The 13,907-nt window shown below is 66.0% G+C and carries 9 protein-coding genes and 1 pseudogene; 7 read left to right on the top strand and 3 right to left on the bottom strand.

Annotated elements, in window-relative coordinates; translation table 11 throughout:
* The 5 genes and pseudogenes from AC1DGP_RS25580 to AC1DGP_RS25560 form a co-directional block, all read left to right on the top strand.
* Positions 1–1,160, top strand: a pseudogene (locus AC1DGP_RS25580) (aldehyde dehydrogenase family protein); the annotation flags it as partial.
* Between the two features lie 102 nt (positions 1,161–1,262).
* Complete coding sequence (locus tag AC1DGP_RS25575; protein ID WP_441509085.1) at positions 1,263–2,282, top strand: putative 2-aminoethylphosphonate ABC transporter substrate-binding protein; 1,020 nt, start codon at positions 1,263–1,265, stop codon at positions 2,280–2,282.
* A gap of 156 nt (positions 2,283–2,438) precedes the next feature.
* Positions 2,439–3,530, top strand: a complete 1,092-nt coding sequence (locus tag AC1DGP_RS25570; RefSeq protein ID WP_476832648.1) for a putative 2-aminoethylphosphonate ABC transporter ATP-binding protein — start codon at positions 2,439–2,441, stop codon at positions 3,528–3,530.
* Positions 3,527–5,242: a putative 2-aminoethylphosphonate ABC transporter permease subunit gene (locus AC1DGP_RS25565; RefSeq protein WP_476832647.1), complete on the top strand. Its 1,716-nt coding sequence runs from the start codon at positions 3,527–3,529 to the stop codon at positions 5,240–5,242. Before AC1DGP_RS25570 ends, AC1DGP_RS25565 begins: the two co-directional genes overlap by 4 nt.
* A 185-nt stretch (positions 5,243–5,427) precedes the next feature.
* Positions 5,428–7,092 carry a Na/Pi cotransporter family protein gene (locus AC1DGP_RS25560; protein ID WP_476832646.1) on the top strand — a complete coding sequence of 555 codons (1,665 nt, stop codon included), beginning with the start codon at positions 5,428–5,430 and terminating at the stop codon, positions 7,090–7,092.
* Between the two features lie 337 nt (positions 7,093–7,429).
* On the opposite strand, the gene purU is transcribed toward AC1DGP_RS25560, so the two are convergent.
* The 3 genes from purU to AC1DGP_RS25545 all read right to left on the bottom strand — a co-directional run bounded on the left by purU (position 7,430) and on the right by AC1DGP_RS25545 (position 11,610).
* Positions 7,430–8,332 carry a formyltetrahydrofolate deformylase gene (gene purU, locus AC1DGP_RS25555; protein WP_476770879.1) on the bottom strand — a complete coding sequence of 301 codons (903 nt, stop codon included), beginning with the start codon at positions 8,330–8,332 and terminating at the stop codon, positions 7,430–7,432.
* Between the two features lie 4 nt (positions 8,333–8,336).
* Positions 8,337–10,766, bottom strand: coding sequence for a GcvT family protein (locus AC1DGP_RS25550; protein WP_476832645.1), 2,430 nt, complete (start codon positions 10,764–10,766; stop codon positions 8,337–8,339).
* 73 nt (positions 10,767–10,839) lie between these two features.
* Positions 10,840–11,610, bottom strand: a complete 771-nt coding sequence (locus tag AC1DGP_RS25545; RefSeq protein ID WP_476832644.1) for a DeoR/GlpR family DNA-binding transcription regulator — start codon at positions 11,608–11,610, stop codon at positions 10,840–10,842.
* 473 nt (positions 11,611–12,083) lie between these two features.
* Here AC1DGP_RS25545 and AC1DGP_RS25540 point away from each other — a divergent pair, with 473 nt between their 5' ends.
* Together AC1DGP_RS25540 and AC1DGP_RS25535 are read left to right on the top strand one after the other, a co-directional pair.
* The gene (locus AC1DGP_RS25540; protein ID WP_476770429.1) at positions 12,084–13,028 is read left to right on the top strand and encodes an ABC transporter permease; all 945 of its coding nucleotides are present in this window, start codon (positions 12,084–12,086) and stop codon (positions 13,026–13,028) included.
* Positions 13,025–13,894 carry an ABC transporter permease gene (locus AC1DGP_RS25535; protein ID WP_476770428.1) on the top strand — a complete coding sequence of 290 codons (870 nt, stop codon included), beginning with the start codon at positions 13,025–13,027 and terminating at the stop codon, positions 13,892–13,894. Before AC1DGP_RS25540 ends, AC1DGP_RS25535 begins: the two co-directional genes overlap by 4 nt.
* The last annotated feature ends 13 nt before the right edge of the window (positions 13,895–13,907 follow it).

The raw sequence follows: 13,907 nt of genomic DNA, 5'->3' as shown, positions 1-13,907 counted from the left end.
CTGACCCGCTATGAGCGCCAGCAGATCCTGCAGAAGACGGCCGAGCTGCTGCGCGACCGCAAGGACGAGTTCGCCCGGCTGATCACGGCCGAAGCCGGGCTGTGCTGGAAGGATTCGCTCTATGAGGCGAGCCGGGCCTATGACGTCTGGTCCTTTGCGGCCCAGCTCACCATCAAGGATGATGGCGAGATGTTCTCCTGCGACATCTCGCCGAACGGCAAGGCGCGCAAGATCTTCACGACGCGCCAGCCCTTGCTCGGCGTGATCTCGGCGATCACGCCGTTCAACCACCCGCTCAACATGGTCAGCCACAAGCTGGCGCCGGCGATCGCCACCAATAACCGCCTCGTGCTGAAGCCGACMGAGCTGACGCCGCTGACCGCGCTGGCACTGGCCGACGTGCTCTACGAGGCCGGSCTGCCGCCCGAGATGCTCTCGGTCGTCACCGGCAAYCCCTCGACCATGGGCGATGCGATGATCACCGATCCCGATGCGGATCTGGTGACCTTCACCGGCTCGGTCCGGGTCGGCAAGCACATCGCCAATACCGCCGGCTACAAGCGCATCGTGCTCGAACTCGGCGGCAACGACCCGCTGATCGTCATGGAGGATGCCGACCTCGACAAGGCGGCCGAGCTYGCGGTCACTGGTGCGACCAAGAAYTCCGGCCAGCGCTGCACCGCGGTGAAGCGCATCCTGGTGGTCGAGAGCGTCGCCGACGCCTTCGCCAAACTGGTCGTCGAGAAGGCGAAGACGCTGAAATGCGGCAACCCGATGGATCCGGCAACCGATGTCGGCACCGTCATCAACGCCCGCTCGGCCGCGCTCTTCCAGGSCCGCGTCGACGACGCCGTGACGCAAGGCGCCGAAGTGCTCTACGGCCAGCGGGCCGAGGGYGCGCTCTTCCAYCCGACCGTGGTCGACCGCATCCCCTACRCCTGCGAGCTSGTGCATGAGGAAACCTTCGGCCCGGTGATCCCGATCATGTCGCGGARCTCGAGGTCGGCACCGTCAACCTCTGGGAGGTTCCCGGCTACCGCATCGAGATGTCGCCCTTCGGCGGCATCAAGGATTCAGGCCTCGGCTACAAGGAGGGCGTCGTCGAAGCCATGAAGAGCTTCACCAACGTCAAGACCTGGTCCCTGCCCTGGACCGCATGACGAAGAAGACCAGCACAGGCGGAGCGATCCGCCTGTGTTTTACGATCTCAGGGGAAAACGCCGAAAGAGCGCTCTAATCGATCACCACGAGGGGATGAGAAGATGAAGAACTGGCTTGCTTCCTGCGTCATCGGGGCATTCGCGCTCGCACTGCCCGGCGTCGCCCTGGCGCAGAAGACGAAGGTAACGATCTACACAGCACTGGAGAACGACCAGCTCGGACCGTTCAAGGCCTCGATCGAGAAGGCCGTGCCGGACGCAGAGGTGGTCTGGGTCCGCGACTCCACCGGCGTCATCACCGCCCGCTTCCTGGCCGAAAAGGACAATCCGCGGGCTGATATGGTGATGGGGCTCGCGGCGTCCAGCCTGCTGATGTTCGAGAAGGCCGGGCTGCTGGAAACCTACAAGCCGGCCGGCGCCGATGCGCTGAAGCCGGTCTTCCGCGATCCCAACAGCCCCTATACTTGGACCGGCATGGACGCCTATCTCGGCGTCGTGTGCTACAATACGGCCGAGGCCAAGGGCGTGCCCGTGCCGGCCTCGTGGAAGGACCTGCTCAACCCGGCGTTCAAGGGCAAGATCGTGATGCCCCATCCGGCCTCCTCCGGCACCGGCTATCTGATGGTCGCCGGCTGGCTGCAGAGCATGGGCGAAGCCGAAGGCTGGAAGTTCATGGACGGGCTGCACGAGAATATCGGCGCCTATCTCCATTCCGGTTCCGCCCCTTGCGTCCAGGCAGCCCGCGGCGAGCGCACCATCGGTCTGGCGCTCGACATGCGCGGCGCGTCCGAGAAAACCAAGGGCGCACCGATCGAGGTCGTGATTCCGAAGGAGGGCGTGGGCTGGGAAATGGAAGCCAGCGCCATCGTCAAGGGCAGCAAGAACCTCGCCGTCTCCAAGAAGATCGCCGACTGGTCGACGACCAAGGCGGCGAACGAGCTCTACTCGCAGACCTACGCCATCGTGGCTGCGCCGGGTGTCGAGAACAAGCCGGCCAACTATCCCGTCAATGCCGAAGCGGGGATGATCAAGAACGACCTCAGCTGGATGGCCGATAATCGCGAGCGCGTGCTCGCCGAATGGTCGAAGCGCTACGAGTCGAAGTCGGCGCCGAAGAACTGAGCCTTTGCCACGCCGCCGGCCCGCGCGAGCGGCCGGCGGCGTGGTCTGTGCAAGACGCAAGTCCGTTCACGAAGCAAGTCCGTGCACCACGCAAGAGTGCGGCCTCGCCGTTGCCGGCGAGCCTGATCACTGCCTGTTCAGATGAAGGTCGGCATCATGTCCACGACTGCGCCCCCGTTTCTCTCGATCCGCGACCTCGCCAAGAATTACGGCGCGTTCCGGGCGTTGCACGATATCGATCTCGACATCCGCCGCGGCGAGTTCGTCTGCTTTCTCGGACCGTCGGGCTGCGGCAAGACGACATTGCTGCGGGCCATCGCCGGCCTCGACCAGCAGGATGGCGGCACCATCCTCATGGGCGGGCGCGACGTGTCGCGGGCCAGCCCGTCGGAGCGCGACTTCGGGATCGTCTTCCAGTCCTACGCGCTCTTCCCCAATCTCACCGTCACCGACAATATCGGCTACGGCCTCGTCAACCGGCGTCGCTCGTCTGCCGAGATCGCGCGCCGCGTCGAGGAGCTGCTGACGCTCGTCGGCCTGCCCGAGCAGGGCAAGAAATATCCGCTCCAGCTTTCGGGCGGGCAGCAGCAGCGCGTGGCGCTGGCGCGCGCGCTTGCCACCTCGCCGGAGCTGCTGCTGCTCGACGAGCCGCTTTCGGCCCTCGACGCCAAGGTACGGGTGCGCCTGCGCGACGAAATGCGCTCGCTGCAGCAGCGGCTCGGCGTGACCACGATCATGGTGACGCATGACCAGGAGGAGGCGCTCGCGATGGCAGACCGCATCGTCGTGATGCGGGACGGTGAAGTCGAGCAGGTCGGCACGCCCGAAGAGATCTACCGGCGCCCCGCCACGCCCTTCGTCGCCGACTTCGTCGGGCACATGACCTTCATGGATGCGATCGTGACCGGGCCGGGCCGGGTCCGTGTCGACGAGCTCGACCTGCTCGTCGCCAATGCCACCCCCTTCGCCGTGGGGACGCCGGTGCGGCTGGCCATGCGACCGGAGGAGGTTCGCACCCGCAGCATCGGTGAGGATACGCCCAACCGATTCGAGGCGCGGATCGGGGATCTCGCTTTCCTCGGCTCCTATTGCCGGGCGCATCTCGAGCCGACCAGCTCCCGTTCGACCCGGATCGCGGCCGATTTCTCGACCAATGCGATGCGCGATCTCGGCATCACGGCGGGACAGGTCTGCACCGTCGCTTTTCCGCCCGAGGCCCTGCATGTCTTTGCGGGGGGCGCACGATGAGCGACCTCGCACCACGGCTGACGATGATCGATGCGTCCGTGAAGGTATCGCCGGTGCGGATCAGCGAGCGCCATGTCGCCGGGGTCCTGATCGTCGCGCTCTGCGCGGTCCTGGTCCTGATCATCGCCCTGCCGCTCTGGGCGCTGCTCTCCAAGAGTCTCGAGGATACGCACGGGAACTTCGTCGGCCTGGCAAATTTCGTCAGCTATGCGACGACGCCGACGCTGTTCTTTTCGCTGCTCAACAGCCTCGCGGTCGCCAGTGCGACCACGGTCATCGTGGTGCCCCTCGCCTTCCTCTACGCCTATGCGCTGCGCCGCAGCTGCATTCCCGCCAAGGGCGTCTTCTATGCGGCGGCGATGATCCCTGTCTTCGCGCCGTCCCTGCTGTCGGGCCTCGCGCTGATCTATGTCTTCGGCAACCAGGGGCTGCTCAAGTCCTGGATGATGGGCGCCTCGCTCTACGGCCCGGTCGGCATCATCGCGGCGGAGACGCTATACAGCTTTCCGCACGCCACGCTGATCCTCGTCACGGCGCTCGCCCTTTCGGACGGCCGGCTGCGCGAAGCGGCCGACGCGATGGGCACCTCGCGCTGGCGCATTTTCCGGACGATCACCCTTCCCGGCGCACGCTACGGCGTGATCAGCGCCGTCTTCGTCGTCTTCACGCTGGTCATCACCGATTTCGGCATTCCCAAGGTGATCGGCGGGCAGTTCAACGTGCTGGCGACCGACGCCTACAAGCAGGTCGTCGGCCAGCAGAATTTCCCGATGGGCGCCGTGGTCGGCATCATCCTGCTGGTGCCGGCGGTGCTGGCCTTCTTCGTCGACCGCGTGGTGCAGCGGCGCCAGGGCGCCATGCTCTCGGCCCGCGCCGTTCCCTACGTGCCGCGCCCTGACCGGCGCCGCGATCTCGCCCTGCTCGGCTTCGTCGGCGTGATCGCCTTCGCGATCGTCAGCCCCTACGCGATCGCCTTCTGGGGCTCCTTCGTCAAGTATTGGCCCTACAACCTGTCCCTGACCTTGAGCAATTACAACTTCGCCGCGGTCGAGCCGGATGGCTGGAAGACCTATGCCAACTCGTTGCTGCTCGCGTCCCTGACGGCGGTGATCGGCACGGCACTGATCTTCACCGGCGCCTATCTGATCGAGAAGGTGAAGCTCTACCCGCGGCTGCGCGCCTTCGCCCAGTTCCTGGCCATGCTGCCGATGGCCGTGCCCGGCCTGGTGCTCGGCCTGGGCTATGTCTTCTTCTTCAATGCGGGCTGGAATCCGCTCGGCTTCCTGTACGGGACGCTGACGATCCTCGTGATCAACACCATCGCCCATTTCTACACGGTCGGGCACATCACGGCGCTGACGAGCCTGAAGCAGCTCGACAGCGAGTTCGAGTCGGTTTCCGCCTCGCTCAAGGTGCCGTTCTGGTCGACGTTCCGCCGGGTGACGGCGCCGATCTGCATGCCGGCTATCCTCGACATCGCGGTCTATGTCTTCGTCAACGCATTGACCACGGTCTCCGCCGTGATCTTCCTCTATGGCGCCGACACCAAGCTCGCCTCGATCGCGATCGTCCATATGGATGAGGCCGGCGCCATGGCGTCGGCGGCGGGCATGGCAAGCATCATCATGTTCACGGCCATTGCCGTGAAACTCGCCCATGCCGGCCTCGACCGCCTGGTCTTCGGCCGCCTGCAGCACTGGCGGCAACGCTAGATCATCGGGCCGGATATCGTATCCGGTCCGATGATCCAGCCTTCTGTGGCGCATCGGCTTTCCCGAAAACCGCAATCCACTTTTCGGGCCGATGATCCAGCCTTTCTGTGTTCGCATCGGCCTTCCCGAAAACTGCAATCCACTTTTTGGGCCGATGGTTTAGCGGCGCGCGGGAGAACGTGATCATGGCAGCGCAGACGCCAACCCAGATCCTGCTTGCGCTCGCCGGCGAGGTCGCCCTGCTGCTCTGGAGCGTGCAGCTGGTGACGGCAGGCGTTTCGGCCGCCTTCGGCAGCCGCTTGCGCGCGTTGCTGGCGACAGGTCTCGACAGTCGCTGGCGGGCCTTCGGCGCGGGTCTCATGGTGACGGCCGGCCTGCAATCCAGCACGGCGACCGCGATGATGATCGCCTCGTTCTCCGGCGCCGGTTTGATCGCGCTGGCGCCGGCCCTGGCGATGATGCTCGGCGCCAATGTCGGGACGACGCTGATCGTCCAGTTCGTCGGCTTCGACACCAGCATGATGGTGCCGCTCCTGCTCCTCGTCGGCTATCTCGGCATGCGCCGCTTCGGCCGGTTGGCCGCCAATGAAATGGCGAAGGCGCTGTTCGGGCTGGGCCTGATGCTGCTGTCGCTTCGCCTGATGCAGGCCACCATGGCGCCGGTCGAGCACTCGCAGGTGCTGCGCGCGGTTCTCGGCGCGCTCTCGGGCGATCCGCTGATCGCCCTGCTCCTGGCCGCGGTGCTCAGCTTTGCCGCCCATTCCTCGCTTGCGGCGATTCTGGTCGTGATGAGCCTTGCCGCGACCGGGGTCGTGGGAACCCAGACCATGCTGGCGATGGTGATGGGCTGCAATCTCGGCACGGCGCTCAATCCCCTGGTTCAGGCCATGAACGGGAATGCCGCGGCCAGGCGCGTGCCGGTGGGCAACCTCGCCAACCGCATCCTGGGCTGCACGGCCGGCCTGTTGCTTCTGCCCGTGCTGACACCGGTCGTGGAGCGGTTCGCGAGCCATCCGGCGCAATCGGCGGCGCTGTTCCACCTTGCCTTCAACATCGTGATGGCTGTGCTCTTCCTTGTCCCGCTGCCGGCTTTCGCGGGCATTCTGACACGCCTGCTGCCCGATCCCGCGCCGGAAGCCGACCCCTCGCGTCCGCGTTATCTCGACACCGCAGCGCTCACGACGCCGACGCTCGCGCTCGCCAATGCGACCCGCGAGGTGCTGCATATGGCCGATGTCGTCGACGGGATGCTGAAGACGTCGCTGATGGCGTTCGAGGGCGACGATCCGGCCCGGGTGGCCGAGGTCAGCCGTGCCGACGACGTGCTCGACAACCTCTATAACCAGATCCAGCTCTATGTCGGCGCGATCGCGCATGAGACGCTGTCGCGATCCGACGAGCACCGGCTCTCGGAGGTGCTGACATTGGCGATCAATCTCGAGCATATCGGCGACATCATCGAGAAGAACCTGATGCAGATGGCCGGCAAGCGCATCCGCGACCAGCGCCGGTTGCCCGAGGACGCGCTTGCCCGCATCGCCGATACCCATGACCGGTTGCGGGATCACCTGCGCCTGGCGCTCACGGTCTTCATCTCGCAGGACGAAGCCACCGCGCGCCGGATCGTGCGCGAGAAGGAAACCTTCCGCGAACTGGAGCGGGAAGCGATCGAGGCCCATCTCGCCGAGATGCGCACCGGCAGCCGCGAAGCGGTGATCGTCAGCGCGCTCCAGCTTGATATCGCGCGCGATCTGAAGCGCATCGACGCCCATATCGCCGCCACCGTGCACGGACTTCTCGAACAGCGGGGAGCCCTGATGGGAAGCCGCCTGATGCGGGCGGCCGAGTGAGCGCACTTGCGGCTTGCCCACTCTTCGGGTGCGATGAAATCATCCTGCTCCCGCACTCCACCGTGTTCACCAGCAGCATGGTGACCGTTACCGGACCGCCGACGCCCGGAACGGGCGTGATGGGGGGCTCCTGGAGCAATGCCAGCAAGACTGCGTCGCGGCTTTGCCTCCGGAATTGCGTGAAGACAAAGGGCTAAGGGATTGCAGGTGAATCCGATTTTCACCGGAAACGCACTAGATCATCGGACCGGACATCGTATCCAGCCCGATGATCTAACCCTTTGTCTTTGCATCGGCTTTGCCCCGAAAACCGCAATCCACCTTTCGGGCCGACGCTCTAGCGAAAAATGACGGTCCGCCGGCCGGCCAGCATCACCCGCCGCTCGATATGCAGGCGCAGCGCACGCGCCAGGACGACCGCCTCGATGTCGCGCCCGACGCTGACGAGATCGTCGGGAGCCAGCGAATGATCGGCGCGCGCGACGTCCTGGTCGATGATCGGGCCTTCGTCGAGATCCGGGGTGACGTAATGGGCCGTCGCGCCGATCAGCTTCACGCCGCGATCATAGGCCTGATGGTAGGGCCTGGCGCCCTTGAAGCTCGGCAGGAAGGAATGGTGGATGTTGATCGCCCGCCCGTCGAGCGCACGGCAGAGATCGTTGGAGAGCACCTGCATATAGCGGGCGAGCACGACCAGCGACGCATCGGTCTGCGCAACCAACTCCAGCAGCCTTGCCTCCTGCTCCGCCTTGGTCTCCGCCGTGACCGGCAGATAGTGGAACGGGATGCCGTAATTCTGCGCCAGCGGCTCGAAATCCCGATGGTTCGAGACGATCGCGGGAATCGTGATGTTGAGGTTCCCCGTCGCCTGGCGGAAGAGCAGATCGTTCAGGCAATGGCCGAAGCGTGACACCATCAGCAGGACGCGGGCCGGACGGGCCGTATCGACCGCGTCCCAGCTCATCTGAAAGGTGCCGGCCACGCCGTCGAACTCACGCCGGAACGCCGTGACGTCGAAGCGGTCGCCGGCGGCGAAGGCAACGCGCATGAAGAAGCGGCCGTCGCGCGGATCGCTGAACTGCGCGCTTTCCAGGATGTTGCAGCCGTGCCGGTAGAGCACGCCGCTGACGGCATGCACGATTCCCGGCCGGTCCTCGCAGGCGAGGTTGAGGACACGGGCGGGCTTGCGCAGGACGATATCCCTGGGAATGGCGGGGGCGAGCGGCGTGAGATCGGTCATCCCCTCAGGCTCCGCGCGCCTGCCCGCGGTCGAGCGGTGCGGCGAGGCTCGCCGTGACGGGGATCGCCGTGCCCGCGAGATCGATCGTCCAGTTGCGCGCATCGAGCCAGGCCTGGTCGATCGGCTCGTGGCTTTCAGCCCAGCCGAGCGCGACGATTCCGCCGAGGGTTGCGCCGAAGGCCGCGGAGGTGATCTCGCCGACCGGCCTGCCATCGGCCAGGATCGCCTCGCCGCCCCAGGCCATCTGACCGTTCGGACGGGGGCCGACAAGCGCGACCAGCCGCTTGGTGCGCGGCGCCGCGCGGGCAATGGTGAGGGCGTCGCGGCCGATGAAATCGCCCTTGTTCAGCTTCACGGCGAAGCCGAGGCCAGCCTCGTAGGGATTGACGTCGGGCGTCAGCTCGCGTCCCCAGGCGCGGAAGCCCTTCTCGATGCGCAGCGAGTCGACCGCGTAGTATCCGACATCGACGAGACCGAGAGCGGCTCCGGCCTCGTGCAGCATATCGTAGATCGCGGCTGCGAATTCCGCGGGCACGTAGAGTTCGAAGCCCTCCCCCAGATAGGAGCGGCGGCAAGCCCAGGTCGTGGCATAGCCGATGGTGATCTGCCGGATCGCGTTGGCGGGGAAATCGACGGGATCGAAGGAGACGGGCGAGACGCGAGCGAGGATCTCGACGACCTTCGGGCCGGCCAGCGAGAGCACGGCATAGGCCGATGTCACGTCCGTCAGCGTCGCTCCCTCCGGAAGCTGGCGCCTGATCCAGTGCGCGTCGCGCGTCGCCTGGGCGGTGCCGGTCAGGAGCAGGTAGGTGTCGGGCGCGATGCGGGCGGCCGTCAGGTCGCTTTCGAAGGTGCCGCGCGCGTTGAGCAAGGCCGTGTAGACCGAGCTGCCCACCGGAACCGCGACATCGTTGGCGGAGAGGCGCTGCAAGGCCGCTTCGGCCTGCGGACCCTGCAGCAGGAATTTGGCGAAGCTGCTCATGTCCACAAGCCCCGCCGTCTCGCGGCAGGCTCGATGCTCCGCGGCGACCGTTTCGAACCAGTTCTGCTGCCCGAAGGAATAGCTGATCCTGCGCTCATCCTCGGTGCGGGCGAAATAATTCGCGCGTTCCCACCCCATCTTGGAGCCGAAGACAGCCTGTTTGGCGGCCAGGCGCTCATAGAGCGGCGAGCGGCGGAAGGGCCTTGCGGTATCGAGTTCGCGGTTCGGCCAGGGCATGGCGTAGTGAAGGCCAAGCGTCTCCTTGATGCGATCCTTCAGCCAGGCCGGATTGTTGTTGAACCTCGCGAAGCGGCGAATGTCGACGGGCCAGAGATCGCTCGTGGCCTCGCCCGCGACGATCCATTCGGCCAGCGCGCTGCCGGCGCCGCCGGCAGAGGCGATCCCCATCGAGTTGAAGCCGGCGCCGATATAGACACCCGCCACTTCCGGAGCCTCGCCCAGAAGGAAATTGTTGTCCGGCGTGAAGCTCTCGGGACCGTTGAGGAAGGTCTTGATCTCGGCCGTCTCCAGGGCCGGCACGCGCTGCAGCGCGTTTTCCATCAGGATGGCGAACTGGTCCCAGTCATCGGGCAGGAGCTGGAACTCGAACGGATAGGGGATGCCGTCCATGCCCCAGGGTTTCGCGTCGGGCTCGAAGCCGCCCATCACCAGGCCGCCGACCTCCTCCTTGTAGTAGGTGTAGCCATCGGGATCGCGCATCACCGGCAGGTCCGGCGTCACGCCCTCGATCTTGCCGGTGACGATGTACATGTGCTCGGCCGAATGCAGTGGCACCGACACGCCGCACATCTGCCCGACCGCGCGTGACCATTGGCCCGCGCAGATCACCAGGACCTCGCATTCGACCCGGCCCTGATCGGTCTGCACCGCCCTCACCCGGCCCTTCTCAGTCTCGATGCCGGTGACGCGGATCCCCTCGCGCACGATTGCGCCGCGGCTACGGGCGCCGCGCGCCAGCGCCTGGGTGATGTCGGACGGGTTCGCCTTGCCGTCGCCGGGGAGCCAGACGCCGCCGACGAGATCGTCGGTGCGCATCACCGGCCAATTCTCGCCGGCCTCCTTCGGGCTCAGCTCCTCGATCTCCACCCCTTGAGCGCGCGCCGCCGAAATGGTCCGGCGCAGCTGTGTCATGCGTTCGGGCGTGCGAGCGACCGAAACCGAGCCGCAGCGTTTCCAGCCGGTGGCGAGCTCGGTCTCCTGCTCCAGCGACGCGTAGAGCTCGGTGGAATAGCGGATCAGGCGCGTCATGCTCGACTGGCTACGCAGCTGCCCGACCAGGCCGGCCGCGTGCCAGGTGGTGCCCGAGGACAGGCGCCCCTGCTCAAGCAGGAGCACATCGCGCCAGCCGAGCTTGGTCAGATGATAGGCGACGGAGCAGCCGACAATACCGCCGCCGATGATGACGACACGAGAGTGGGTGGGAATGGACATGAGCGCCTCCGCGATGGAGGCAGCCTAGCAGGCAAAATCCACAAAACAACAAAAAACCACAAAACGGGCAAAATCAGGAAACGAGCAGACGCACTCCGTTCCTGGTGAGGTTCGCGGCGATCGGGTCCGGCGGAAGCCGGTCGACCAGCAGTCCCGCGCAGGTTTCGTCGCCGCCGATCCGGCTGGGAAGGACAAGGCCGAACTTGCTGCTGTCGGCCATCAGGAAGCCTTGCTCCGCCGCGTTCAGGAGAGCGCTTCGGATGGCTGCTCCGGCGCGCGTGTAGTCGGTCAGCCGCCCTTCCGTGTCGACGCCGCCGACGCTGACGAAGGAGACATCCGCCGAAAGGCGCCCGATCGCCCGCAGGGCCTCCGTGCCCGAGGTCGCATCCTCGTTGGGGTCGAATTCGCCACCGATCAGGAAGACGCGGGCGCCCGGCAGCCGGCTGGCCAGCCGCGCATTCTCGAGCGACGTGGTATGCACGACCAGCCGCTTCCGGTCCGACCGCGCCAGCGCGCGCACCACGGCCTCGGTCGTGGTGCCGGAATCGAGCAGAATGGTCATGCCGTCGCCCAGCATGGAGGCGGCGAGCATGGCGATCAGGTCCTTGCCCGTGCGGTTCACGGTCCGGCGGCTGGCGAAGGAGGCTTCCGAACGCTCGGCCCGGATCGCTCCGCCATGAACGACAGCGAGCAGCCCCTCGGCCGACAAGGCCTTGAGGTCGCGCCGGATCGTCTCGCGGGAGACGTCGAGCGACAGGGCCAGTTCCTCGACGCTGATCGATTCCTGTCGTTCGAGACTGTCGAGGATGATGCGATGCCGTCGCGCAGCGATGTCGCGGGTCATGGAAACGGAGCCAAAAATCCTGGTCGGCGGAAGAAGCCGTCCCAATCTGCCACATGTCGTCGATTCGCGCTTGGCAATCGAACGGGGATGGCCGGGTTCCACTGTGGCCCGGCCGGACACGCTGAATCACGATCCGGCTGATGTGGAGAGTGGCCGCCAAGGCAGAAGACACCGCGCGGATGCCATAGCTTTGCAGAATGGCTTAGGCAGAAAAACGACTTTGACGAATAATCGACTCCCCTCCAAAGTTCGCTGACACGGTGCAAGCTCAGGTATGGATCGATTTTGGAACCGCTGATCACGAACGGGCATGCGCCAAGGGCGTGTTCTTCCCGATGGGCCGGGCCGCTAAGCCTCATGCATTTTCCGGGCACCATCGGAGCGATTCAAGACGTGGCCTTGCTCTCGCGACCGGGGCGCGGACCGCTGTTTTCCACCAGGTCGCAGCCTTCGACCGAGATCGATCCATCGCCATGACGGGCTTCGTCCTCAGGCGCCTGCTGTTCGCCATCCCGACGTTGCTGGTCATGTTGACGGCGATCTTCGTCCTCGTCCGGATGGTTCCCGGCGATGCCGCGCAGGTCGTTCTCGGCGACCAGGCCAGTGCGGCCTCGCTCGCCGCGCTCCGGGCGAAGCTCGGTCTCGACCAGCCGGTCTACGTCCAATACGTCTCGTTCCTGCTTAACGTCGCCCGCGGCGATCTCGGCCAGTCGTTGAGCAGCGGTCGCAGCGTCATCGAGGAAGTCAGGCAGGTGCTGCCGTCGACGATCGAGCTGACGGCAGCCGCGATCGTGATCGGCCTCCTCTTCGGCCTGCCTCTGGGCGTGGCGGCGGCACTGAGCCGCAACGGCTGGCTCGACTACGTCTCACGCGTCGTCTCGCTGATCGGCCTGTCCTTTCCCGCCTTCGTCTCCGGCATCCTGATGCTGATCGTATTCGCGATCCAGCTCGGCTGGTTCCCCGTGCTCGGCGGTTCCGGCGGCCGTCAGAGCTTCGCCGAGCACCTGCGGGGCCTGGCGCTGCCGGCGCTCAATCTCGGGTTGATCATGACCGCCTATGTCATGCGGGTGACGCGCGCTGCGATGCTGGGTGTCCTCACCGAGGATTACATCCGCACCGCCCGCGCCAAAGGAGTCGGCCCGGTCCGGCTCGTCGCCCGGCACGCGCTGCGCAACAGCCTGATCCCGATCATCACCGTGGTCGGTCTCTATTTCGGCACCCTGATCGGCAATTCGGTCCTGACCGAGATCATCTTCAACCGCCCCGGGCTGGGGAAGCTGATCCTCGGCGCTCTCCACTCGCGCGACTACACGCTGCTTCAGGGGCTGATGATCATCTTCGCCATCTGCGTCATCGCCGTGAACACGCTGACGGACCTGGCCTATGGCCTCGTCGATCCCAGGGTGAAATACTCATGAGCGCCGCTGCGGCTCCTTCCCTGGAAAGCAGGCCCGGCCGCCTGTGGCTGGCGCTCTCGCAGAACAGGCTGGCCTGGATCGGGCTCGCCCTGCTGGCGCTGATCGTCCTGGTCGCGCTGCTCGCCCCCTGGCTCGCGCCCTACGACCCGCTCGAACAGAACATCGCCGCCCGCCTCGAACCGCCCTCCGCCGAATACTGGCTCGGCACCGACAGCTTTGGCCGCGATGTCCTGTCCCGCCTGATCTACGGGGCAAGGGTCTCGCTCTTCGTCGGCTTCGCCGCGATCCTGGTCGCCATGCTGGTCGGGACGACGATCGGCGTGATTTCCGGCTATATCGGCGGCCTGTTCGATCAGATCGTGATGGGCGTGCTCGATGTCATGCTCGCCTTCCCGACCCTGCTGCTTGGCCTGATGATCGCCGCCATGCTGGGCGCCAGCCTGGAAAACCTGATCATCGCGATCGCGGTCACCGAGATCGCGCCCTTTGCCCGGGTCGCGCGGGCTCCGACCATCTCGCTGCGCGAGCGCGATTTCGTCGAGGCCTGCCGCTCCTATGGCTGCGGACCGGTCCGGATCATGACGCGCCATATCCTGCCGAACATGATGTCGGACGTGGTCGTGATGAGCTCGCTCTGGCTGGCGTCGGCGATCCGCACGGAGGCGTCCCTCAGCTTCATCGGGCTCGGCGTTCCCCCGCCCACCGCGACCTGGGGCAGCATGATCCGCGAGGGCTTCGAGAACATCCTCGACGCCTGGTGGCTCGCGGTGTTTCCGAGCCTGGCCATCCTGGTGACCGTGCTGGCGCTCAATCTGCTCGGCGACGCCCTGCGCGATGCCTCCGACCCACGGACCCAGTCCCGATGACCGAAGCCGCCAC

The organism is Allobosea sp. 05T433 (assembly GCF_056396065.1).
This window is presented reverse-complemented; position numbering and strand designations above follow the sequence as displayed.

Coding starts and splice junctions, on each gene's coding strand:
- AC1DGP_RS25575 (WP_441509085.1), top strand. CDS start 1,263: ATGAAGAACTGGCTTGCTTCCTGCGTCATCGGGGCATTCGCGCTCGCA.
- AC1DGP_RS25560 (WP_476832646.1), top strand. CDS start 5,428: ATGGCAGCGCAGACGCCAACCCAGATCCTGCTTGCGCTCGCCGGCGAG.
- AC1DGP_RS25570 (WP_476832648.1), top strand. CDS start 2,439: ATGTCCACGACTGCGCCCCCGTTTCTCTCGATCCGCGACCTCGCCAAG.
- AC1DGP_RS25535 (WP_476770428.1), top strand. CDS start 13,025: ATGAGCGCCGCTGCGGCTCCTTCCCTGGAAAGCAGGCCCGGCCGCCTG.
- AC1DGP_RS25565 (WP_476832647.1), top strand. CDS start 3,527: ATGAGCGACCTCGCACCACGGCTGACGATGATCGATGCGTCCGTGAAG.
- purU (WP_476770879.1), bottom strand. CDS start 8,332: ATGACCGATCTCACGCCGCTCGCCCCCGCCATTCCCAGGGATATCGTC.
- AC1DGP_RS25540 (WP_476770429.1), top strand. CDS start 12,084: ATGACGGGCTTCGTCCTCAGGCGCCTGCTGTTCGCCATCCCGACGTTG.
- AC1DGP_RS25545 (WP_476832644.1), bottom strand. CDS start 11,610: ATGACCCGCGACATCGCTGCGCGACGGCATCGCATCATCCTCGACAGT.
- AC1DGP_RS25550 (WP_476832645.1), bottom strand. CDS start 10,766: ATGTCCATTCCCACCCACTCTCGTGTCGTCATCATCGGCGGCGGTATT.